Origin of the sequence: Danxiaibacter flavus, assembly GCF_041060425.1 — a bacterium.
Lineage (GTDB): Bacteria > Bacteroidota > Bacteroidia > Chitinophagales > Chitinophagaceae > Danxiaibacter > Danxiaibacter flavus.
The window spans coordinates 524,449-549,000 of record NZ_JAULBC010000002.1; the positions used below are offsets into that span (position 1 = coordinate 524,449).

Consider the following 24,552-nt stretch of genomic DNA (forward strand, 5'->3'; position numbering starts at 1 on the left):
ATATATTATCAAATTTTACCCTCATTTTTTGTGGCAATAATTCCTTAAAAAATCGCTAATAAAATCAGTGGTTGTTTCCTGCTTCAAACACGAACAATGGTAAGTATAAATGGCACATTAGGCCTTGGGGTGCGCTTTACGATAAGCCTCTTTTAGTTTCTCAATGGTATTATGGGTATATACCTGAGTAGCAGCAAGACTGCTATGGCCAAGCAATTCTTTAACTGCATTAAGGTCCGCTCCGTTATTCATTAAATGAGTGGCAAAAGTATGACGTAGGACGTGTGGGCTTTTCTTTTGGATGGTTGTTACTGCACCCAGGTATTTCTTCACCAGGTTATATACATATTTCGGATACAGGGGTTTACCTCTTTCACTTACAAAAATATTGGTCACTCCTTCTACCCTTTCAGGTTTTTCCCGTGTATAAAGTGCAAGTTCTTTTATCAATTCAGATTGTACTGGAATTATGCGCTCCTTGTTCCCTTTACCAAGCACTTTTACCTGGCTGTAAGACGGATCCAACTGGCTTTCTTTTAATTGGATCAATTCACTTAAACGCATGCCCGTATTGTAGAAAAGCAGGAGGATTAAACGGTCCGTTCTGCCACTCCATGTATCGGGAAATTCTACATAGCGAATAAGCGTATCTATATCTTCTTCTGCAACAAATGACGGCAGGCGTTTGCTGATCTTGGGCGTGATTACAGTAGCCAGCGGTGTTTGCAATATTTCGCCCTGTTTCTGCAGGTATTTAAAAAAAGATTTGAGCGTGGAGATCTTCCTGTTAATGGTTTTAGCCGATAACCCCTCCTCCTTCAACTCTCCCATCCAGGAACGGATCATTACAGAGGAAACCTGTTTAATAGAAGGTGCTTCAAACTGGCTTACCAAAAAAGCAGCAAATTGATCGAGATCTAACTGATAGGAAATAATGGTGTGTTGAGAATATCGCTTCTCAAATTGCAGGTATTGAAGAAAAGGCTGTATTTGCGGGTATTGGCTATTGTACATAACAAATTAGCCATAAAGTTATGAAACCCTATGGCTAAAAAATATAAATTTATTCTACAAGTAGAATTAAGCTTCGATTTTGCCGCTGGCAATGCTTTGCTTATAAACTGCTTTCAACACTTCGTTACGACGTCTAACTGAAGGTTTTGTATAGCTCTGACGTTCTCTTAACTGTAACAAAACTTTGCTTTTTTCAAACTTCTTTTTGTACTTCTTAAGCGCCTTGTCTATGTTTTCGCAATCTTTTGAATCTATAATAAGCATAATTGATATACCCCCTTTAGGTGATTTGAGGTGCAAAAGTAGGTTTTGTTTTTTTACACTCCAAATTATTTCAACCAAACTTTTTGCTCCTACTACTATTAAAAAAGACCAAAAGTAAAAAAGATATACCAGGTCACTGGCAAGTAACCGGAATTCAGCTTTCGTAACTAAATTGCAGCCATGTTTACAGGAATAATTGAATGTACGGGTAAAATATTGGCTGTCAATGCCAACGGTACCAATAAGACTTTTACAATCACTGCCCCTATAGTGCATGAACTGAAAATTGACCAGAGCGTTAGCCATAACGGAGTGTGCCTTACCGTAGAATCCATTAAAAATGATGAATACACAGTAACGGCCATTGATGAAACATTAAAAAAGACCAATCTGGGTAACTGGAAAACAGGTGACGAGATAAACCTGGAAAGATGTATGCTGATGAATGGAAGGCTCGATGGCCATATTGTTCAGGGTCACGTGGATACAACAGCTGCGTGTATTGATAAAAAAAGCGTTTCGGGAAGTTGGGAGTTCACTTTTAAGTTCGATGAAAGCTTTGCGGCCCTTGTAATAGAAAAAGGATCCATTTCTGTTAACGGCACCAGCCTTACCGTTTTTAACGTAACGAGAGAAGCATTCACTGTGGCGATCATCCCATACACTTATGAGCACACCAATATAAAGTCAGTAGAGCCCGGTTCGACAGTCAATATTGAATTTGACATTATTGGAAAGTACCTGGCGAGGATGGCCGGTCTCAAGTAGTACGTTATACGTTTTACGTTATACGTTTATCGATTTTTAAAAAAACAAAGGCACAGAAACTGAAATCTTTCTGTGCCTTTTTATTAAAAGAAAAAATCGCAATTGTATTGAAGTTGTTCGTTGAACCGCCAGCCTCACACCTGATACCTGATACCTGATAGTTCATAGCTGATAGCTGACAGCTAAATGCTCTTCCCCTTCAATGCCTCTCCTACCGCCTTATCCATTGCGCGTTCGGCAAAGGGGCGCGTAACTTCATTCAGTTCTTCAATCTTTGTATGAATAAGGTCCTTATCCTCCATTGTGAGCGCCAGTTGCAGGTTTTGCATGGCTGATGCGGTGATCGTCATTTCTTCTTTTGAAAGAATGCCGGGGTTTTTCGTGATGAATTTTTCTGTTGCGTCAAGCAGGTGCTCACCTTCTGTTCTTGCTTCCACCAGGGCACGCGTTTTAATATCATCTTTAGCATGCGTAATACTTTCGAGCAGCATACGCTCCACTTCTTCATCCGTTAGACCGTACTGAGGCTTCACTTCGATGCTTTGTTCTACACCGCTGCGCAATTCCTTCGCTTTTACAGCGAGAATACCATCTGCATTGATGAGAAAGCTTACTTCCACTTTTGGCAATCCGGCTGGCATGGCTGGAATACCAGTTAAATTAAATTCGGCCAGCCTGCGGTTATCTTTCACCAAATCTCTTTCTCCCTGGAAAACCGAGATACGCATACTGCCCTGGCCGTCTTTCTGTGTGGTGTATTGCCTGCCGGCTTTGGAAGGAATTTTGGAGTTGCGCGGAATCAATACATCCATTAAACCGCCCGCAGTTTCAATACCCAGACTCAAAGGCGTAATGTCCAGTAATAAAAATTCTTTATTGTTACCGGCAAGAATATCGGCCTGCACAGCTGCTCCTAAAGCAACCACTTCATCCGGATTTACTGTATCACTTACTGTCCGGCCAAAATAATCACTTACCTTATTTTTCACAAACGGCACACGTGTGCTGCCTCCCACCATTACCACCGCATCAATTTCTGAGGGCTTCAGTTCTGCATCTTTCAGTGCATTTGTGCAGCATTGAATGGTTTCATCCACCAGGCCATGAATCAACTCCTCGAAGGTAGACCTGGAAATGCTTAATTTATGCCCGTTAAAATCGGCTTCAAAATGTTCATGACCACTCAATTGCTTTTTAGCTTCCTCTGCTCTCAGTCTCAATCCCTGCGCCAACTGTTTATTCATGCGCAACTCGTCGTGAGAGATCTCATATTGCTTAAGCCAATAATTCACAATAGCGCGATCAAAGTCATCACCACCTAAATATGTATTGCCATTGGTGCTCAGAACTTCAAATATTCCGCCTGTTATCTTCAGGATAGATATATCAAAAGTCCCTCCTCCCAGATCATATACTGCAATTGTTTTTTCTTCTTCTTTATCCAGGCCAAGACCATATGCAAGGCTGGCAGCTGTAGGTTCGTTGATAATGCGTAACACATCTAACCCGGCAAGTTTACCAGCATCGCGCGTGGCCTGCCTTTGAGCATCATTGAAATAAGCCGGAACAGTGATAACAGCTTTGCTAACCGGTGTTTTGAGAATATGTTCAGCCCTTTGTTTTAATTCTTTCAGGATAAGTGAAGAAAGATCTATTGGCGAATAAAATTTATCGCCCACCTGTACTTTTACCAGCCTGTCAGTATCATCATCAATTACCTTGTAAGTAAAGAAATCAGCATGCTCTTTCACATCGTTATAGCTCTTGCCCATTAATCTTTTCGCACTGAAGATGGTGTTCTGCGGATCACTTTCCAGGAAGTTCTTCGCCTCCTCTCCCACAATCGCTTCACTACGCTCATCAAAATGCACAACACTTGGCACAAGACTACTCGTATTGTGTTCTTTTAATGCGCGGGGCTTTTTATCTTCCGGATGTATAATTGCAACGAGGCTGTTTGTCGTGCCCAAATCAATACCCACGATCATTTCTGCCTGTTGCAAACTACCTGTTGCTATATTAATACCAATCTTTGCCATAATTATTCTCGTTAAAAGCTCACAAAATTAAAATTTATCGATCGCACATCTAACATCGCATCCGCCCGAACGTGCCGTCGGTACGCGCGGGCACCTAACATCGTACATCGTACCTTGTTACACTTCAACCACTTCCGTCTTGCTCAGGTAGTCATGCAACGTCTTTTCAAGGAAAGGGAAAAAGAAGCAATCTATTACTGTGAGGCGAACAAGTGACCTGATCAATACCTGCAAAAAAGAGGGTTTACCGCCGTTATTGGTGACAACTTTGGTATAAGACAACCATTTACCCGGTGTGCGCTTGAAAATATATTCAAAAAAGGTATAATAGACCACCAGCGTTGCATCAAACCACAGGTAATAGGGCATGAAAAAGGCTTTATAATACATGGCATAAAACACATCCACGCGATAAACGCCATAAGCTATCAACGCGAGGAGCACTGTATCAACGAGGAAATTCAACACTCTTGTACCAATTCCAACTCTTTTCATGATGCAAAGTTTCTTAATACGAAGGCGCAAAGGTAAGCAACGGAGGCGCATTGCCGCCATTCTGACCCAATTTCCTTAACAATGGCGCTGGGTTTTACCATTCTCGTTTGCAGTATTCCTTACTTTTGCGCAAATTTTTGCTATGAACCTGGTAGACGAACTACGCTGGAGAGGCATGATACAAGACATGATGCCTGGAACCGAAGAACAATTGAATAAAGAAATGACGTCAGCATATATTGGCTTTGATCCTACTGCAGACAGTTTACATATTGGAAGCCTGGTACCTATTTTACTGTTGGTTCACCTGCAACGCGCAGGTCACAAACCTTTTGCACTTGTTGGCGGGGCAACCGGTATGATTGGTGACCCATCTATGAAGAGCGAAGAAAGAAACCTGCTGAGCGAAGAACAATTGCAAAAAAATGTTGCAGGTATACATAATCAACTGGTTAAATACCTGGACTTTGATACCAATAAAGCGAATGCCGCAGTTATGGTGAACAACTATGACTGGTTTAAAACGATCTCCTTTATTGACTTTTTGCGCGATACCGGTAAGCATATTACTGTTAACTATATGATGGCCAAGGACAGCGTTAAAAAAAGAATTGAGGGCGATACAGGCATCAGCTATACTGAATTTGCATACCAGCTAATGCAGGGCTATGATTTTTATTGGCTTTACCAACACCATAACTGTAAACTGCAGATGGGTGGAAGTGACCAATGGGGAAACATTACAACAGGCACCGAGCTGATCCGCAGAAAAGCAGGCGGCGAAGCTTTTGCTTTCACTTGCCCTCTTCTGACTAAAAGCGATGGCGGAAAGTTTGGCAAAACAGAAAAAGGAAATGTTTGGCTGGATCCTGTTCGCACAACCCCTTACCAGTTTTACCAGTTCTGGCTAAACGCCGCTGATGAAGATGCAAAAAAATGGATTAAAATATTCACCTTCTTAACCAAAGATGAAATATACGCATTGATAGCGCAACATGAAACCAATGCAGGTGCAAGGCTTTTGCAGAAAACTTTGGCAAAGGAAATCACCTGCTTTGTTCACGGCGAAGAAGAATACAATAAAGCCATTGAAACAACAGAAAAACTGTTTGCCAATCAAAGTGCACCAGCTGAAAGCCTGAGTATTGAAGACCTGGAAAACATGGAGGGTGTGGTTAAATTTGATTTTGAGGCATCAAAAATCGATGCAGGTATCGACGTGATCAGTTTTCTTGCCGATTCAGGCATTTTTCCAAGCAAGGGAGAAGCCCGTAAGATGCTTCAGAACGGAGGAGTAAGCATTAACAGGAAGAAGATAGAAGATCTTCAAACTGTGATCTCTACAGATATGCTTTTACATAATACTTTTCTGTTGGTTCAAAAAGGAAAAAAGAATTATTACCTGGTTAAAATAGCCTAAAATGTATTGGCCAAATGTGCATAAAATAGTGCATAAAGCGTGCAAAACGTAGACCTGCAAAATTTGGCAAACACAGTATTACTAATGTATCTTAGAGGTACAAAAGAGATGAAAAGCATTTCTAAACAAAATGAAGATCATCTCACGAAAGCATCGGGGAGATTTGCAAAAGTTAAGCAATTAAAAATAGCAGATCACAAATCCTTGATGCTTTTTTTATGCCCTTATTTTTAGCTACCTTAATTAAATGAATGTATATTTTCTTTCCGGATTAGGAGCGGATGAAAGGGCTTTTAGCTTTCTGCAACTCGATTTTTGCACTCCGGTTTTTATTCCCTGGATTAAACCCGAGGATGAAGAGGAAACATTACCTTCTTATGCCGGGCGAATTGGTGCATTGATAAAAGAACCAGCACCCGTGATCGTCGGGCTGTCCTTTGGCGGAATGCTTGCCACTGAAATAGCGTCAGTTAATCCATCAGCAAAAGCTATTCTTATATCAAGCGCCAAGCATCATAAAGAAATACCGTTTTATTTAAGAATGTGGCGCAAATTTCCGTTGTATAAGTTTGTCCCGGCCAAATTTGCGAAGGCTGTCAGTAAACCGCTATGCAGGCTATTTATGAATGCGAGGTCCCGAAAAGAAATGCTCGTCTTAAATAACCTGCTCAACGATGCGGATGTTGACTTCAACCTTTGGGCCGTTGATGCGGTTCTCAACTGGAAAAATAACATAGTGCCGCCTAACGTTACCCATATCCATGGTACAGGGGACAAGCTTCTGCCCTACTCGTATGTTAAGGCAGATTATACAATTGAAGGAGGTACACATCTGATGATCATGAACAATGCAAAAGAAATTTCCGGCTTACTTAGGTCTCTTATACGCAGCTAGTGAATAGTCAATGGTCAATGGTGAAGGTTCGGGCTGGTTAAGTAAATATATTGTGGTTCAAGCGTTATTATTATCCCAGGTAAAAGTGCTTTTTTCTCTTATATTTCTTAAATGGTTTAAAAACTTTCGCTTCAGTCAGCTTTAGGTTTTGGGCTCAGGCTTTATCAGTTGTTTATAAAAAAACCTTGGCTCGACCGAGACCTTACTTATACGCAAAAGTTAATCTTTAGAATTACTTCAGATTTCTATTGCATTTTTGTCTCTAAGAAGCGGTGGCAAAATCAATTAATAAGCATGAAGATCCTTATCATAGAAGATGAACCTGAGCTGAGTAACAGTATTTACACTTATCTGAACAGTGAGCGGTTTGTGTGTGAAATCGCAGTTGATTTTCATGAAGCCATGGATAAAATATCCATTTATGACTATGCTTGCATTGTGCTTGATATAGGGCTGCCGGGCGGCAGTGGGTTGGACATTTTAAAAGAGTTGAAAGCTAATAACAAGCCGGATGGTGTATTGATCATATCCGCGAGAAATTCTCTTGATGATAAGGTTAACGGCCTTATATCCGGAGCTGACGATTATCTTACCAAACCGTTTCACCTGCCGGAATTAATGGCAAGAATCACTGCCATTATCAGGCGAAAGTCCTTTGATGGAAAGAACTCCATACAGATCGATAATATTTCTCTTGACCTGACGGGAAAGACAGTTAAAGTAGACGATGTTCTTTTAGACCTGACACAAAAAGAATACGACCTGCTGCTTTATTTTGTAAGCAACAAGAATAAAGTGATCAGTAAAAATGCCATTGCTGAACATTTGTGGGGTGACAATATGGACCTGGCCGACAACTATGATTTTATTTACACGCATATTAAAAATCTGAGGAAGAAGCTTATTGCTGCTGGTAGTGAAGACAGGATAAAGAGTATTTATGGTATGGGGTATAAGTTTAGTGTTTAAAAACCACGGAGGCACAGACAACACAAGGAAACACAGCGTTTTTTTTTGCCCCGTCCGATCCGGCACGGGCGGGCACGAAGACACTAAGGCGCTAAGGTGCACAAAGAATACAAAGGCTTAAACGTAAAACGTATTATTTACAACGTACAACTAATAAGGTGAAGCTATTTACAAAATACAACCGCATTAACCTTGGTATAACGATAGGCATATTTATGCTATCAAGTTTTGCGTTCTCTGTTTTGCTGTATTATGTTTTATTGAATGAAGTTGATAATAGTCTGAAAATAGAACAAAGGGAAATCGAGGCATACATAGCTGAACATGGCAAGCTACCAGAACCTATGCAGCTAACCAATCAGAAATCATCGTTCACTCCGATTGACAGACCGCTGAGCAAAAGAAAGTTCATTGATGTGCGTATGGATAGCAATGGTGATCACGGCTCAAAAAATGGAAGGCAACTTATATTTTCAACAAGGGTTAGCAATCGGTTGTACCGTGTAGAAGTTGTAAAGTCATTGGAGGAAACCGAAGATCTGGTAAGATCTATTATCATCATCACGCTCTCAACTATATTATTGATCCTGGTTGCCACTTTGCTTATCAACCGTATTGTTCTTAAACGACTTTGGTTACCCTTTTACAATACACTATCTGTGATGAAAAAATTCAAGCTCGGGCAACATAACTCGCTGCAGTTTGAACCGAGCAATCTTGATGAGTTTGCTTTCATGAATAAAACGCTCAAGGAAGTAACTGATAATGCAGACAAAGAATATACACTGTTGAAAGAGTTTACAGAAAACGCATCTCACGAATTACAAACGCCACTGGCAATCATAAGAACAAAACTTGATCTGCTGATACAGGATGAATCATTAACCGAACATCACCTGAGGCATTTGCAGGGTGCTTATGATGCTGTACAAAAAATGAGCAGGTTGAATCAATCATTATTGTTGCTCGCCAAAATTGAAAACAATCAATTTCATAGTACTGAGTATATAAATTTGCGTGATTTCCTGCATGACAAAATAGATGAGCTGGACGAGTTGTTTGCTGACAAGCACCTGAAAGTAGCTCAAAAACTCGCAGAAGCCCACATTACTATCAACCCTATTTTATGTGAAATATTATTCAATAACCTGCTTGCCAATGGCATCAGGCATAATCATGAAAATGGCTGTATTTCGCTGGATCTTTCTGCCGGTAAATGTATCATCAGCAATTCCGGTATACCCAACCCCCTTGATAACAGCCGGATATTTAACCGTTTTTATACTTCACAATTTAATACCGATCATCACGGTCTCGGCCTTGCCATTATCAAACAAATATGTGACGTATCAAATATTGCCATATCCTACCATTACAACAACGGAATACATTCTTTTGAACTTTCCTGGTAAAATTGTTGCTACAAATTTCCATCAGAATCAACTTGTTCCTTTACAAAAAAGATATGATGAAACCGATCTTCTTTGTGGCTCTTCTGTTTTCTTTTAGTTTTTTATCTGCACAAGAAGTATTTAAGGCTGTTGTAAAAGACAAAGCAAATGAAGCACCGTTATCCAACGTTTCAGTTGCCACGTCAGCAGGTGCCAAATATCACGCTATTTCCGATACTACCGGCGCTGTACAAATCAATCTGCCAACAGGGTCTTACTCACTGCAATTCAAATACACCGGGTATAAACCATTTGTTACAACAATCACAATCCCCGATACAAGCACTCACACGATTTACATGGAGGCTGACGAGAATGCTTTAAGTGATGTTGTAGTGGTTTCTTCCACAAGAAACAATGACCACATGGAAAATACAACCATGAAAGTTGAAGTACTTGGGCAGGAAGAGATGAATGAAGAAAGCACTTTAAAGCCGGGAAATGTTGCAAGTATACTGGGAGATGTAAGTGGCATACAAATACAGCAATCCTCTGCAGTTACAGGTAATGCCAACGTTCGTATACAGGGGCTTGATGGTAAATACACCCAACTATTGAAAGACGGGATGCCCTTATATGATGGTTACTCCGGTGGTTTTGGTATCCTATCTATCCTGCCGCTTGACCTTAAACAAATAGAATTAATTAAAGGATCGGCCTCAACCTTATATGGAGGCGGCGCAATTGGAGGTTTGATCAACTTTATTTCAAAAAAACCGACTTATCTGCCAGATGCGTCATTCGTAGTAAACCAAACCACGCTGAAGGAAACGAACCTGAACGCGTACTATGGACAAAGGTGGAAAAGAATTGGTTTTACCATGTTTGCAGGCCAAACATTTCAGAAAGAAGCAGACGTAGACAAGGATGGACTTTCGGATGTGCCCAATACTAAAAGTACGTTAATCCATCCCACGCTGTTTATCTATCCTTCATCTAAAAGTTCCATTGAAATAGGCTGGTCTGGTAGTTTTGAAAACCGCATTGGCGGCGACATGACTGCCATTAAAAATACTGCTGACACGGCACACCCCTATTTTGATAAGAACAAAATAAACAGGAATACATTTACGCTGATCGCAGAAAACCGGTTCAGTAATAAAGTAACTGCAACGTTAAAAAGCAGTGTAAGTATATTCAACAGGGATGAAACTACAAATACTTACATTTTCAACGGTGGGCAAATAAACAATTACAATGAATTGTCCATAAATGCAAGATTGAACAAACACAGCCTTGCCGGTGGTGTAAACCTTACCTACAGCCGTTTTACACCTGATGCGGCAACCCCGGCACCTGTAGGAACATTTAGCAATACTACGGCAGGCGCATTTATGCAGGATACGTGGCAAATTCTCCCTAAAACAAAACTCGAAGGTGGTTTGCGCGCCGATCATCATTATACATATGGAAACTTCCTGTTACCAAGGCTTGCCATCTTTCAGCGCTTTAACGACACATGGGGAGCCCGAGCCGGTTTCGGCATGGGCTATGTAACGCCTAATCCGCTGGCTCCGCAAATAAAAGATTATGGTATTTATGATATTCTGCCTTTAAATCCCGATGTAAGTGCAGAACGTTCTTACGGTTACAATGTTGAAGTGAACTTTAAAAAAGATTTTGGCAATGATAAAACGCTGTTTATTAACCAGGCGTTCTTCCTCACGCAAATAAACAATCCAATAGTAGCTAATGAAGATGCGTCCGGAAAAGTGAGTTTTTCGAACGAATCGAAATCGGTTGTTACAAAAGGATCTGATACCTATATCCAGTTAAAAATTCCTGCGTGGGAATTCTATATCGGTTATACTTATACTAATGCAGAAAGAAAATATCTTGCTCAAAACCAGTTTATGCCGTTAACGCCGCGCAATAGAGCAGCAGCAACCGTAGTATATGAACAAGAAGGCAAGTGGAGATTTGGATTGGAAGGTTCGTATACAGGAAGTCAGTACAGGGACGGCGACAGTAATACACCGGGCTACCTGTTTATTGCGGCTATGATTGAAAGAAAATTCGGACCAAAAGTGAGCCTGGTATTGAACTGTGAAAACCTGTTGGACGAGCGTCAGAGCCGGTACGAATCTTTGTTTACAGGCAGCGTGAAAAATCCTGATTACAAGCCTTTATGGGCGCCTATTGATGGGCGGGTTGTAAACATGGCATTGCGGATAGCGCCTTTCGCGAAATAGCATTTGAGTTTTAATCCTTCATAAACAACAGGCAGAAAAACCAGGGCTGGCATTGATGAATGCCGGCCTTTTCTTTTTTACACACGATTAGTAAACGTCCTCCTGGTGGAATTGCAAGCTGCCGGCCGTCATTCGGTGTGAATAATGGCTGTGCGCCAAAGGCTCCAACAACCAGATCATCTCTTTCAAACAAAACCTCTGCTCTTTTTAAGTTTAATGAATTAACGTAAAGAAAAAATAAACTGCGGCTACCGATTTTAATCGAAAAAATCCCTTTTTTTGCTTTACTTAATTTGAAAATGACCCTTATGTCAAAACTTACTACTGCCGTACTCATTCTCTTTGCAAGCATTTTTTTTATTGGTTGTCAGAAAGAAGTCAGTGAAAATCCTCCTGCAACAGCCGCAACCCGTGGCCTCGCGGGCAACTATAAACTGATTTCAGTAGAACTTGAAAGCGTTGTGTCTATGGAAACAAAAGACGGAGATGACAATGAAAAAACTGTCTCGCTAACTCATTACATTTCAAAAGACAATAAGGGCACGGTGAAATTTGATGCTACAACCATCGCCACCAATAACATTGCTTACACGATTGATGCTACAATGAAAGGATATATTTATATAAATGGAATTTTGCAGGATTCCGTCACATCACCTTTGCAATTGTCGACACCACCCGTTAGTTCCGTTGTCCCTTACGAAGTAATAGGAACTGATTCCATTTATTTTTCTTCAGGTTCTTTTTTTGTGGATGCTTCTGCCTCTTCCACGCCTACTGCTTCAAAGCCAAGCGGTGGAAAGTTTAAATTAGAGGGTGACAAATTGTACATTACTTCCTTTATTAACGAGTCGGGAATAAAAGATGTACAGGGCTATCAATTTAACCAATCAACCCAGGCCCGTTCAACTACTATTTTGCAAAAGCAATAGAGATTCCTGGGACATGTTATTCATAATTAATACCCATTACAATGCGGTTGGATAAGTTATGTCCAGCAGATTTTAATTAATTTTCTGTTGATCTTAATTTCCAGCGGAGAGCACCAAACAACAAATTAAAGCCATTAGGATAAATTCTCACTTCTAAAAAACAAACTGCATCAGCGCAATCTGTTGTTAGTACTCAGCACATTGGCGTACCTGCATGCCAACGGCGAGTTCTGATTCAAGGCTGGCGGAAAAGGACATCACACGCGACTAACAAATTTCGCCCTGACCAAATAGCCATGCTGATCGCCATTGTTCGGTTGCCGGACAGGTTTGTGCGAATGAGCGCCAACAACCAATTGATCTCTTTCAATAAAGTGATTGTCCGTTTTAACAGGCAATGCGTCGACGAAATCTGTTATTTGTTCACCGGATTGCATACCGGCAGGCTGTAAAATCTTTTTTTAAAACCATTTGACTAATTCATTTTTGTTTGTAGATTTGATATCATTATGATATCAAAACAAATATTATGGAAAAGATCATTAAACCCATGACCGGATTTATGGCACTTCTGATGGCCATTATCAGTTTTGTTGCCGGATTAGCATTTATAACAAAAGGTGTTGGTCCTGGTAACGAAAGCAACTCCGCATTAATAATTATCGGCATTCTACTAATTGTATTATTTGTCTTTCTTACTAAAGGATTAAAAATTGTTAATCCCAATCATTCGCTTGTGTGCGTGTTTTTCGGGAAATACGTTGGTACCATCAAGACCAATGGTTTGCAGTGGGTAAATCCATTTTATACTACCTATAAAATTTCTTTAAGAGCCCAGAACCTGAATGGTCAGCAATTGAAAGTAAATGATAAGATGGGTAATCCCATTGAAATTGCTTCTGTAATTGTATGGCAGGTACAGGATACTTACAAGGCAGGCTTTGACGTCGCCGATTATCAGCAGTATGTGCAAATACAGAGTGAAGCTGCAGTCAGACACCTGGCCACAAGTTGCCCCTATGATAATATGGAAGATGAAACTGCTACTATTACTTTACGGGATGGCGGTGACAAGGTTGTTGACATGCTGGAACAGGAACTGAATGAACGCCTGGCTCCAGCCGGCATTATCATTAAAGAGGCACGGATCAGCCATTTAGCCTATGCACCGGAAATTGCCGGCGCTATGTTACAAAGACAGCAGGCTTCAGCAATCGTAGCTGCAAGGTTTAAAATTGTTGAAGGCGCTGTAGGCATGGTTGAACTCGCACTTGAGCAACTATCCAGAAAAGAAATTGTTCAGCTGGATGAAGATAAAAAAGCGACAATGGTTAGTAATTTGATGGTGGTATTATGCGGTGAGAAAGCAGCAACACCGGTACTGAATACAGGTACCTTATATCAATAATGTGCGGTTAATATTGGAGTATGAGTCAATCCAAAAAAACATTTGTATTAAGAATAGATGAAGAGACTTTTTCTACGCTCGAAAAATGGGCAGCAGATGAGTTCAGAAGTGTAAATGGTCAGTTGGAATGGCTGATAGATAAAGCACTGAAAGAAGCGGGCAGGAAAACAGCAGCTCCGAAAAATCAAACTAAAAATAAAAAGGAGCAGTAAGTTCTCACTTTACTGCTCCTATACTATCGTTAAAGGCCTGGCGCTTCTCTCAGCAAAGCGCCTTTCTCATCAAAATATAAATAGGCTTTTTGAAATACAGAACTTTTCTCAGCATATACTCTGTATTGTAGTCCCTTATCTTTCTTTTCAATGGAAAGAACTGAGCCGGGTGTCCAGTCATTATATTTACTCTTCTTAAATCCATCTTTTACAACCTCGGGAATGCTATCATATTTTAACTCCTTATCAGTTTCCTTCCACTCACCCTTTCCGGTAAAATAAGCACTGGTCTTGATTCCGTCGTTGGTGAATTTTGCCGTCCAGCTTGTTAAATTATCTTTCCAGCTTACATCCTCGGCCTTAGGAAATTTTTCTTTTAACGCATTTGTTACCTCGGCAGGTATTTTTCTTAGTTGGGCAAAAGCTCCACTAACTGCTATGAACATCAGGATTGATAAAAGAACCTTTTTCATGCTTTAGTATTTTATTGTTTAGAGAATCGTTCTGTCTTCAAGAAGACGGATATTTCTATAACAGATACAAACTTCATACAAATTTACTGCAATAAAAAACCGCAAGCCGATTTTAACCATTTAAGGCAAAATCAACCTGCGGCTTTCATTCAGCTCCTTTGAAAAACTGAGAAAATTCTTTATTTACCTAAATCCTTTATCCTGATGTTTCTGAAACGAACTACGTCACCGTGTCCCAGGAAGCCAATATGCCCGGTTTCATTTTTTAATCCCGGATGTTCTTTATGATCCAACGTACCATTTTTGATAGCATCCGTAATGTCACCGTCAACAATAACAACACCGTTAAGGGTTACTTTGATCTTGTTGCCTTTAACTGCAATTTCTTCGCTGTTCCATTCACCCAACGGCTTCAGGTAACCACGTTTTGCAGGTATTACACCATAAACAGAACCATGGTATTGGTATTCATGCAGGTTTTTATAAATATCAGCATCATTATCCAACACCTGTATTTCCATACCCTTATAAGCCGCATCGCCTTCTAACGGTGCGCGGATACCGATGCCATTGTTGGCTCCCGGGGTAAGCTGAAATTCGAAACGGTAGATAAAATCTTTATACTCGTCTTTTGTATAGAGGTTTCCGCCGCTGCCGCCGTTGGGTTTAACCACGATATTGCCGTCTTCTACCACATAACTTTGTTTATTGCCGGTCCACTCGTCAAGATTTGTCCCATCAAACAGTACTTTGTACCCTTCTTTCTTTTCATCGCTGCCCAGTTCAAATGGTTTAACAGTCGGCAATTCACGAACATAAATGTCGCGGTAGTTAACTATGGTGCCATGAGCCTGCAATTCAATCTGCTCTTGTGGGAAAAGAGGCATTTTTCTGTCCCAATAGTTTTCGAGCGGAACATTGTCAACCACTAAAACTCCATTCAGGTAAACCGTAACATGGTCACCTTTCATAACAATATGGAACGTGTTCCACTCACCTATCGCATTATCGGCCAAATGAAGCGGCTTACTTGGATTGGTCGTGTTGTTATACAGACCGCCGGATCCTACCTCTGCACCAACATCTGTGCGGGAAGTATCCCATATCTGTACTTGCGGTGTGCCGCGAAGATAAATTCCTGCGTCACCTTTGCTTTGAATTTTCCAGTCAACGAACATTTCTATGTCGCCATATTTTTTAACAGTAGCGAGATTATCGCCCTGCCCCTGGAAAACGAGCTCACCATTACTAACGGTCCAGCCTTTGCGCATTACGTCGTCGGCCTTTGCCTGTTCAGTGGTAAGCGTAGCATTATCCATAGATGCGCGCTTGATCGGATTTGCAACCAGGCCTTTCCATCCGGTTAGATCCTTGCCGTTAAACAGCGGAACAAAACCTTCGCCAGCAGGCATTTCAGAAAGACGTTTAGCTATTGCCTGGCGCTGGTAGTCACTATCCTGTCCTTTTAACAATGGAGATGCTTTCTGCAATAATTGCTTAACCACATCGCCATTCCATTCAGGATTAGCCAGGGCTATATTCATCACAGTCATTGCAGCTTCACTTTGCAATGCTGAATCATCAAGGTATTTTCCGGCAAAAACAAGTGCCAGGAATGTTTTGCAAGATGACGCTTCCTGAAGAATATGCGCTTTTTGTGTATTGCTTTTACTTACATCCATTGCTCTGCGGAGCATCAGTAATTTCTGATCTTTAGTGAAAGATACGTCGTTTGCCAGTTTGATATAACCGTTTAATGCCGTTTCAAAATATGATGTGCCGTTCATTGCCATGCAAGCTTTGAATAAAGCTTCAGAAGATTTTGGATCCTTCCAGGTTGACAATGCATCCGCAACAGCTTTCTTAGTATTATCGTTACCAGAAGCAAATGCAGCAGAAAGCGCCTGAATGCTGCTGCTTCCGCCTGTTTTCGCCATGATGTCGTAAAACAAAGGTTGTTTGTCTGCCGGAGCTTTGCTCAGCTGTGCCTGAACAAGTGCATCTCTCTGATTCACATCTTTCAGTCCGCCCAATGCAGTTACGATCGCATCCTGAATCGCAGTTGTTTTCTGCTGATTTGTGGATGAAGTAAGTAACGGGAATAATTGAGAAAGATTATCTGCGCTTACAACAGATTGTAAGCCCTTTGCCGCTGCTGCAGCAACAGCCTGATCATTATCGTTCGCGAGGGCCAGAAAATCGTTGGTAGAAGCACTATAACTGCGTGCAGCCAGTACATCTATCAAAGCTGCCTTTGCAGAACCGTTTACTGTAGGTAATGCTTTCGCAATTGCTGCCGCAACGCCGTCACCCTTCAACGTCATCAAAGATCCTTTGATCGTTTCGATATCTGCAGGTGATGCACTTTTCAATGCGGTAAGTAATGATGGCAATACAGCTTCATTGCCTATTTTTCCGGCAGCAGTAATGGCAGCAGTACGCACTGCAGCATCCTGATCCGTAATAGCCTGTTGAACTGCCGGCAACGCAGCTGTAGCTTTGGCATTGCCAAGCATGGTAATGATTTCAGCTTTAACTGCACCATTGCTGCTGCTCAATTTCTGCAACCATAGGTTTGCTGTGTTATCATTAATGAGTTTTCCTGCTGATTTCAGCGCAGCAATTCTGTATGCACTGTTTTCATCATTCATCGCTTCAATTAGCACTGGAGTGCTTTTCTCTCCATCTATCTGCGCAATTAATTGTAATGCAGAAGATCTTGTCTGAACCTGTGTGGCGGTTTTATTCAAAGCCTGGGCCAATTCTTTTGCCTGGGCTGTTTTTCCATTTTTTGCAAGCTGTTCTATGTAAAGAACATAGGCAGATGTTGCATTGGTCGGCTCAAAAGTGTAGCCGGCCTTTTTAGCAGCATTGCTCAATACAGCCGAAGATGAAGGATCTGCAATTGAGGCCAGTGCGAACAAACTTACTTTCTCCAGTTTAACATCGGAGTTGGATGCAAGTTTTGTTATTTGCGGAACTGCTTCTTTAACTTTTAACTCGCCGAGCGCTTCTACAATCGTAATTTTTCTCTTACCGTTTGAGCCAGCCAATGCAGCTAACAATGCTTTGCCAGCGTTTGGCGTGTTTATTTTTACCAACGCCCTGGCTGCATCATCACATAGCCTGTCATCCTGCAAATAACCTTTTAATGTATTCACTGAATAATCACTACCAACGGTCTGCAATTGCCTTATTAAAAAAGCTTTGTTTTCCTTGTCCGCTATTTTTTGCAATGCACTTACATACGCTTTTTCAGCAGCAACGCGCTCCTTTTCTTTACCTTTTTGAACTACATAATAAGAGTAACTGTTAATGGTGTACTCCAGGTTGGTATTGTCGCCCTTTCCTGTGGGTGACAACATGCCGACCATTTCACGTACACCAGCTTCGCCAATGCCCGAAATAATCGTCATGTTCGCATTTAGCTGCGGTGCGTTTAAAGCTGGTGCTTTTGCAAGTACATCTGCAATTTTTGTAGTAGCAGTGCGCTGGTCAGTTTGCGCCTGCACTGCCATTAATGTGCTTATAAAAAGCAAAGAACCTATAATCTTTTTCATTCGTTTGTGTTGTAAGGTATCAGGTTTCAGGTAACAGGTTTTAGGTAACCATCGCCCTTTCAGTCCCGAAATCATTTTCAATTTATCCTGCATAGATGGCTTCGCCTAACAGGAAGTGTCATTGTAAATTAAATTGTCCACGGTCCACGCATAGGCTGCCACATAAGTGCATTGGCTGCTGCATCATCTAGAAACTCCTGTTTAACCGGATCAAATTTTAATGACCTGCCCAGTTTCAGTGCAACTTTACCCATGTTAACAATTGTGGCGGAGCGATGGCCATTCTCTTCATTCAACGCAAATTTTTGTCTTCTTTTTACAGCTTCCACAAAATCTGTTACCTGCGGCACAGGCTCGGGGAAGGCTGCAAGTTTCTTTTCCAGGTCAGGAATAGTTGACTTAAAGCCAGGATATAATTTTCCTTGCGGACCTTCTATATATGCTGCATTTACATCCCTTCCCTCTCCATCTAAAATGATCTGGCAACCATCATCATATGTATACGTAATCCGGCGCCATGTACCCACTGCATCAGGATGTTGCTGAGGCGCGTCTATCTCAACGGATACAGGGCTTGTGTTGTCTTTGCCTAAGAAATACTGAATAGGATCTATATAGTGCTGTCCCATATCACCAAGGCCACCGCCATCATAATCCCAGTAACCGCGGAAAGTCTGGTGAACCCTGTGCGGGTTGTAAGGTTTGTAAGGTGCGGGGCCGAGCCACATATCGTAGTCAAGTTCGGCAGGAACCGGCATTTCCTGCAGGTTGGTTTTACCCACCCAATAAAACTTCCAGTCAAAACCGGTATGCTTGCTAACGGTTACTTTCAAAGGCCATCCGAGAAGCCCACTGTCTACCAGTTTTTTAATTGGCCGGACTGTGGTACCCATACCATAAAAAATATCAGAGAAACGGAACCAGGTATTCAGCCTGAAGATCCGTCCATTTTGCTGAATAGCTTCAACCAGCTTCTTGCCCTCTCCTATGGTTGCAGTCATAGGTTTCTCGCACCATACGTCTTTACCTGCCCGGGCGGCATCTGCGGCAATGATACCGTGCCAGTGCGGCGGCGTAGCCACGTGCACAATATCCACTTCAGGAAGCGTGATCAATTCCCTGTAATCGGAGAACGTTTTTACTCCTTTACCGGGACCGCCTAAAAGGTCAAGCCCTTGTTTCAAGTGATTTTTGTCCACATCGCAAATTGCGACAACGCGGGTTCCCGCATAAGGAATATGACCGCGGCCCATACCACCAACGCCAACTATGGCTTTGGTAAGCTGATCACTGGGTGCTATGTAGCCTCTCCCCAACACATGACGGGGAACAATGGAAAAAGCAGCAAGGGCGCCAAATGAATTCCTTAGGAATGCCCTTCTCGAACGTTGGTTTGGCATCATGTTGATTTTTTTTCAGAAGTTGATTCTTTCTAATACACGGGGGGTAGACCACTTACGGTAATGTTTTTCAAAGCAGCGTGGTTTTACAGCCCTTACAATCGTCGTCAAAAAACAAGCTATGAAGATAAGTAATTATAGCATTCAGATTTTACCCAAACGTTTGCAGAAATTGTGATTTGGGATGAAGATGGGAATTTGAGTTTGAAATTTGAGATTTGAGATTGTTAATGACGGACTTCTCATTATATATTAAATTCTTTAAATCGTTTATGATAGCACCTCAATCACATTCCAAACAAGCTAAGGTTTCCACATTTCAAATCTCAAATTTTAAATTTCAAATCCCAGGCCCGGTTTTAACACCGTACCTGCGCTAAAAAATTGCAAATCCCTGTCCTTTTCAGTAAATTACATGTATAGAGCGGTTTTGTCGAAAGACTGGTTTCCTTAGTACCACAATGATTTGAGTTGCAGGTTCAAAAGAAATTTTGTGAAACAGCTTATCTTATATTTTGTTTGTCTCCTTCTGACGCCACTTCTGGCTACGACACAAATTGTTGTATCAATAAAACTGGACGCGAATATTAATCCTGCCACAGCGGCTTTCATTCACCGAAGCATTGAGAAAGCCAAAAATGAGAAAGCAACTTGTCTTCTTATTCATCTAAATACACCTGGCGGTCTTCTTAAATCAACCCGTGTAATAGTCAGCGATATTATGGAATCACCGGTTCCGGTTGTAGTGTATGTTTCTCCGCCAGGCGCACGTGCAGGTTCGGCCGGTGTATTCATCACGCTTGCGGCTCACATTGCAGCGATGGCACCAGGTACAAACATAGGCGCTGCACACCCGGTAGATATGCAGGGAACAGTTGACCCTATAATGTCAGAAAAACTCACAAATGATGCAGCGGCTTTTATCCGCACGATTGCAGAAAAAAGAAAACGCGACGAGAAATGGGCGGAGGCATCCGTTCGAAAAAGCCTTTCCATTACCGCTACGGAGGCACTTAATTACCAGGTAATTGATCTTATTGCAGACAATGACAAGGCATTATTGACACTTATTGACGGCAAAATGGTAGAAGTAAGCAGCGGTTCTGTTATACTTAAAACGAGAACAGCACGCATACAGGAAGATGATATGACTTTTGTTGAAAAAATGCTCAACATCATCAGCGACCCAAACATTGCGTATATGCTGATGATGCTGGGATTTTACGGGATTATGTTTGAACTATACAGCCCGGGCGCAATTCTTCCGGGTATAATTGGTGTTATCAGCCTCATCCTGGCCTTTTATTCGCTGCACACATTACCGGTTAATTATGCAGGACTGGCTTTAATTGTTTTTGCGGTTGTTCTGTTTCTTTTAGAGATCAAAATTGTCAGCCATGGATTGCTGGCCATCAGTGGTATTATTTCCATGTTGCTGGGCTCTATGATGTTGATTCGGCAAGATGCCGGGGCCGTGGGAAAAATTTCTCTCAGTGTGATCATCAGCGCGGTTTCAGTTTCGGCGCTTTTCTTTCTTCTGATAATAGGACTGGGACTTAAAGCACAACGTACCAAACCTGTTACAGGCATTGACGCACTGATTGGACTTACCGGTTCGTCACTTGAAACGCTTGATCCGGTTGGAACAATTTTAATACATGGCGAAATATGGAACGCAGAGTCAACAGGCGGTACAATTAATAAAAATGAAAAAGTGAGGGTGATAAGCAGAAAAAATTTCAAACTTTTTGTTGAAGCTATTCAAAGCTAAACACATATTAAATATACTATGCAACAGTTACCTATATCATTTACCGTTATTGTATTTTTTGTCATCATTGTTTTGTTCAATGCCATTCGTATTTTGCGGGAATATGAGCGCGGGGTTATCTTCCGGTTGGGGCGACTAATCCGTGTAAAAGGGCCTGGCCTTATCTTACTGATTCCGATTATTGACAAAATGGTACGCGTAAGTTTACGTACTGTAGTGTTGGATGTGCCTTCACAGGATATAATAACACAGGATAATGTTTCTATAAAAGTAAATGCTGTCGTCTACTTCCGCGTGCTTGAGCCGCAAAACGCCATTGTACAGGTAGAAAACTATCTTGCCGCAACTTCACAAATATCCCAAACTACACTTCGTAGTGTACTTGGACAATCAGACCTGGATGATCTGCTGTCTCAACGGGAAAAAATCAATCATAAACTGCAACAGATCATTGATGCCAATACGGAACCGTGGGGTATAAAGGTTTCAAATGTAGAAGTAAAACAAATAGATCTTCCCACAGAAATGCAGCGTGCAATGGCTAAGCAGGCAGAAGCTGAACGTGAGCGCCGTTCAAAAATAATTGCTGCAGAGGGTGAATTCCAGGCTTCGCAACGTTTAGCCGAAGCAGCAAAAATACTAAGCGAAGAACCCAGTGCCTTAACACTTCGTTATTTACAAACGTTGAGAGAAATTGCCACGGAAAAAAATTCTACTACTATCTTCCCTGTTCCTATTGACCTATTGAAAGCATTTATGAAAGGGAAGGAAAATATTTGATGTTTTTCAAATCAGAATAGCAGCGACAATGAGACCTCCATTACTTTATTAAAACATTAAGAATTAAAAGCTTTTTTACATGCTCAAAAACAGGCATCTTTATCGCTAACCTGTTTAAAACCTTTTATACCAAAGCAACAATTTCATGAAGTTTAAAAAGAGTTTATCTGTCTTATCGGTAATGGCATGTGCTCTAGTAAGCAACAGCCAGCAGCCCGAAAAAATTACCCTTTACAAAAACGTATCGACTAACGTATTAAGCAATCGGGCTTTTATTGATTCATTATTTAATTCTGGTTATGCTGTAAGTATTATTTCAAAGTATCAGCAACATGATACTACGATTGTCAATTATAATTTTCAAAAAGCCCCAATTGACTCGTCAGGCCATATAAGGCCTCCGTATACTGCGTCATTCGACAAATTAGTGAACAAGAAGCTACCTGATTTTATTTTTAAAGATCTCGACGGCAATAACATTAGCTCTGCCAATCTATCAGGATATATTGTTCATATCAATTTCTGGTCGACAACCTGTGGGCCGTGTAAAGCAGAGTTTGATGACCTAAACAAACTGAAAGCCCAATATGCAGAAAAGAAGGTTAAGTTTATTGCTTTTGCACCTGAGAATAAAAAAGAAATAATGAAAGTTTTCAAGCGAAAACGGCTAAACTATATTATTATTCCAAATAGTGGCTCCTATTTTGAGCAGCTGGGCATTGACACCTACCCTGTTAACTTTTTTGTAAACAATGAAGGCGTTATCACAAAGGTTACAACCGGAGCTTCCTTTGAGAAAAATGCAACAACAGGAAAATTTGAACTGGCAGTTTTCAAAAAAGATGATGAGATTATTCAACAATTGCTTAAATAGGAAACATTATTTTAAGCCAAAAAACAAAGCCCTTCACTCGAAGGGTTTTGTTGCTGAGTTATTATATTGGTTTAACGCTTACTGAACAAGTATTTTGGTGTTGTAGCTATTATTACTGTTCTTGCCCACAACTTTTACAAAGTATGTTCCCTGGGGATAATAACGATCAAAATTAATCACCTCTGTTTGGTCACTTCGCGTAACAGTTATTTTACTGTTCATTACTTTGGCGCCCTGCATATCGAACAGATAGAAATTATATTTCCCCGGCTTAATGTCCATTAATCTTACAGTAATCCGGTTGTTTGCAACAGGATTGGGGTAGACGTTGATGCTACCGGATACAACTTCATTTTTGACTACACTTTTAATTTCAGCAGCCTTGTTACTGGCAAACAAAATGTTAGCAGTTGCCATATCTGAACTTCTGTAAACGCCATTTTTTGATTTAAATGCGGTCGCGGTCCAGGTTTTAGGATCAACAACATAGTAGGCTTCGTTATTTATTGAACTGCTGATTAATACATTTCCATTGACGTCAACCGCCGCTCCGTTGGTAATGAAATTGCCCTGCAATCCTTTTATAGTCGTGATATACTTTGTAACCCTCGTCTTTACATCTATTTTATAGATCCTATTGGTCGGGGTAAACAAGTAAAGATTGTTGTCAGCATCAGCAACCATATCTCCGCCGGCGGTAACAGGGAAATTAAAGATCGTCATTGCCTTGTTTGTAGAATCATCTGTCAACGCGCCGAGATCTGTTATCGAAGGCTTTCTTGTGGTGGTGAACCTCACCAAATGTTTTGCATCATTGGTGATCATATATCCATAACCATCATTGGTAATGATCATCCTGGCAATTGGATTTCCTGTGTTACATTTTGTCTTGGTAAAATTTTCGGTAGTAACGCAATATACTTTCATCATATTCAAATCGAGATACCTGAGCTGATCAACTACCATCGGCGCGAAATACAACCGGTTATTTTTACGATCAATTGCAGCTGCGGCAACGCCTGTTGCAAATGCGGCACTGGCATTGGTTGTATCATTAGCGCTGCTTTGCGAAAAGGCTATTGACTTGCGGGTTGCGGCATCCAAAAGAACTATTTTCTTGTCTGCGCCTTTAATTAGCACATTGCTAAATTCACCAGTTTTAAGATCTAGTTTTCTGAGCGAGGTCCAGTTTTTACCAGCTTGAATGCTGTCTGTAAATACATAAGCAAATCTGTCGGGTTGGCTCTGTGCTGAAACATAATTAAAGGCTATAACCAACAGCACAGTAGCGTAGAAACCTGTTCGCATAACCGGAATTTTTTGGGGTGATGAAAAAAGGGACAAATAAGTTACAAAAAATTCTGATAAGATGAAATTCGCTTTAGCAAACGGCATTTGGGCGAGGGCAATGGAGAATGGACAATTGAAAATTTAAAGTGTTTTTAGTTAGACATGCATCGTCGTTTTGGGAGATGTTTTCTGTCGTGTCAATGACAGATTTTATAACAGCAACAGATTTTCCCCTAGGGAATTAAGCTCAGTAGAAATGGGCGAACCCGGTTAGTCATAGCCCGTTGGGGCTTTAACCAAATCAAAAGGGTTAATGTCCTACGGACAAGAAAGGCCTTGTAAGTT

Annotated in this window: 21 protein-coding genes; 12 read left to right on the plus strand and 9 right to left on the minus strand. The window is 41.1% G+C overall.

Annotation, left to right across the window (positions count from 1 at the left end):
* Positions 1-117: 117 nt before the first annotated feature.
* A complete protein-coding gene (locus QTN47_RS07890) occupies positions 118-1,014 on the minus strand; it encodes a tyrosine-type recombinase/integrase (protein ID WP_369328800.1) in 897 nt (298 codons plus the stop codon).
* 66 nt (positions 1,015-1,080) lie between these two features.
* Complete coding sequence (rpsU, locus tag QTN47_RS07895) at positions 1,081-1,356, minus strand: 30S ribosomal protein S21 (protein WP_369328801.1); 276 nt, start codon at positions 1,354-1,356, stop codon at positions 1,081-1,083.
* Between the two features lie 102 nt (positions 1,357-1,458).
* Here rpsU and QTN47_RS07900 point away from each other — a divergent pair, with 102 nt between their 5' ends.
* Positions 1,459-2,046 (plus strand): riboflavin synthase, encoded by a 588-nt coding sequence (locus tag QTN47_RS07900; RefSeq protein ID WP_369328802.1) that lies wholly within the window; start codon positions 1,459-1,461, stop codon positions 2,044-2,046.
* Positions 2,047-2,228: 182 nt separating this feature from the next.
* Here QTN47_RS07900 and hscA read toward each other — a convergent pair whose 3' ends face one another.
* Together hscA and QTN47_RS07910 are read right to left on the minus strand one after the other, a co-directional pair.
* Positions 2,229-4,085: a Fe-S protein assembly chaperone HscA gene (hscA, locus tag QTN47_RS07905; protein WP_369328803.1), complete on the minus strand. Its 1,857-nt coding sequence runs from the start codon at positions 4,083-4,085 to the stop codon at positions 2,229-2,231.
* Positions 4,086-4,202: 117 nt separating this feature from the next.
* Complete coding sequence (locus tag QTN47_RS07910; RefSeq protein ID WP_369328804.1) at positions 4,203-4,580, minus strand: RDD family protein; 378 nt, start codon at positions 4,578-4,580, stop codon at positions 4,203-4,205.
* A 142-nt stretch (positions 4,581-4,722) separates the two neighbouring features.
* Here QTN47_RS07910 and tyrS point away from each other — a divergent pair, with 142 nt between their 5' ends.
* From tyrS to QTN47_RS07940, 6 genes are all read left to right on the plus strand, one after another.
* Complete coding sequence (gene tyrS, locus QTN47_RS07915; RefSeq protein WP_369328805.1) at positions 4,723-6,000, plus strand: tyrosine--tRNA ligase; 1,278 nt, start codon at positions 4,723-4,725, stop codon at positions 5,998-6,000.
* 247 nt (positions 6,001-6,247) lie between these two features.
* Complete coding sequence (locus tag QTN47_RS07920) at positions 6,248-6,895, plus strand: alpha/beta hydrolase (RefSeq protein WP_369328806.1); 648 nt, start codon at positions 6,248-6,250, stop codon at positions 6,893-6,895.
* 294 nt (positions 6,896-7,189) lie between these two features.
* Positions 7,190-7,864: a response regulator transcription factor gene (locus tag QTN47_RS07925; RefSeq protein ID WP_369328807.1), complete on the plus strand. Its 675-nt coding sequence runs from the start codon at positions 7,190-7,192 to the stop codon at positions 7,862-7,864.
* A gap of 158 nt (positions 7,865-8,022) precedes the next feature.
* The gene (locus QTN47_RS07930) at positions 8,023-9,276 is read left to right on the plus strand and encodes a sensor histidine kinase (protein WP_369328808.1); all 1,254 of its coding nucleotides are present in this window, start codon (positions 8,023-8,025) and stop codon (positions 9,274-9,276) included.
* Between the two features lie 53 nt (positions 9,277-9,329).
* A complete protein-coding gene (locus tag QTN47_RS07935) occupies positions 9,330-11,507 on the plus strand; it encodes a TonB-dependent receptor (protein WP_369328809.1) in 2,178 nt (725 codons plus the stop codon).
* A gap of 308 nt (positions 11,508-11,815) precedes the next feature.
* A complete protein-coding gene (locus QTN47_RS07940; RefSeq protein ID WP_369328810.1) occupies positions 11,816-12,439 on the plus strand; it encodes a hypothetical protein in 624 nt (207 codons plus the stop codon).
* 257 nt (positions 12,440-12,696) lie between these two features.
* Here QTN47_RS07940 and QTN47_RS07945 read toward each other — a convergent pair whose 3' ends face one another.
* Complete coding sequence (locus QTN47_RS07945) at positions 12,697-12,876, minus strand: hypothetical protein (RefSeq protein ID WP_369328811.1); 180 nt, start codon at positions 12,874-12,876, stop codon at positions 12,697-12,699.
* Between the two features lie 92 nt (positions 12,877-12,968).
* Between QTN47_RS07945 and QTN47_RS07950 the strand changes: the two genes are divergently transcribed.
* On the plus strand, positions 12,969-13,847 hold the full coding sequence (locus tag QTN47_RS07950) for an SPFH domain-containing protein (protein WP_369328812.1): 879 nt from the start codon (positions 12,969-12,971) through the stop codon (positions 13,845-13,847).
* 20 nt (positions 13,848-13,867) lie between these two features.
* Positions 13,868-14,059, plus strand: coding sequence for a type II toxin-antitoxin system antitoxin (locus QTN47_RS07955; RefSeq protein WP_369328813.1), 192 nt, complete (start codon positions 13,868-13,870; stop codon positions 14,057-14,059).
* A 29-nt stretch (positions 14,060-14,088) separates the two neighbouring features.
* Here QTN47_RS07955 and QTN47_RS07960 read toward each other — a convergent pair whose 3' ends face one another.
* From QTN47_RS07960 to QTN47_RS07970, 3 genes are all read right to left on the minus strand, one after another.
* Positions 14,089-14,532 (minus strand): PepSY-like domain-containing protein, encoded by a 444-nt coding sequence (locus QTN47_RS07960; protein WP_369328814.1) that lies wholly within the window; start codon positions 14,530-14,532, stop codon positions 14,089-14,091.
* Positions 14,533-14,711: 179 nt separating this feature from the next.
* Positions 14,712-18,092: a 3-keto-alpha-glucoside-1,2-lyase-like domain-containing protein gene (locus QTN47_RS07965; RefSeq protein ID WP_369328815.1), complete on the minus strand. Its 3,381-nt coding sequence runs from the start codon at positions 18,090-18,092 to the stop codon at positions 14,712-14,714.
* A 128-nt stretch (positions 18,093-18,220) separates the two neighbouring features.
* Positions 18,221-19,495, minus strand: a complete 1,275-nt coding sequence (locus tag QTN47_RS07970) for a Gfo/Idh/MocA family oxidoreductase (protein WP_369328816.1) — start codon at positions 19,493-19,495, stop codon at positions 18,221-18,223.
* Positions 19,496-19,985: 490 nt separating this feature from the next.
* Here QTN47_RS07970 and QTN47_RS07975 point away from each other — a divergent pair, with 490 nt between their 5' ends.
* The 3 genes from QTN47_RS07975 (at position 19,986) to QTN47_RS07985 (ending at position 22,917) form a co-directional block, all read left to right on the plus strand.
* On the plus strand, positions 19,986-21,263 hold the full coding sequence (locus QTN47_RS07975) for an NfeD family protein (RefSeq protein WP_369328817.1): 1,278 nt from the start codon (positions 19,986-19,988) through the stop codon (positions 21,261-21,263).
* 18 nt (positions 21,264-21,281) lie between these two features.
* Positions 21,282-22,043, plus strand: coding sequence for a slipin family protein (locus QTN47_RS07980; protein ID WP_369328818.1), 762 nt, complete (start codon positions 21,282-21,284; stop codon positions 22,041-22,043).
* Between the two features lie 181 nt (positions 22,044-22,224).
* The gene (locus tag QTN47_RS07985; RefSeq protein ID WP_369328819.1) at positions 22,225-22,917 is read left to right on the plus strand and encodes a TlpA disulfide reductase family protein; all 693 of its coding nucleotides are present in this window, start codon (positions 22,225-22,227) and stop codon (positions 22,915-22,917) included.
* A gap of 78 nt (positions 22,918-22,995) precedes the next feature.
* Here QTN47_RS07985 and QTN47_RS07990 read toward each other — a convergent pair whose 3' ends face one another.
* Positions 22,996-24,225: a T9SS type A sorting domain-containing protein gene (locus QTN47_RS07990; RefSeq protein ID WP_369328820.1), complete on the minus strand. Its 1,230-nt coding sequence runs from the start codon at positions 24,223-24,225 to the stop codon at positions 22,996-22,998.
* Between the last annotated feature and the right edge of the window lie 327 nt (positions 24,226-24,552).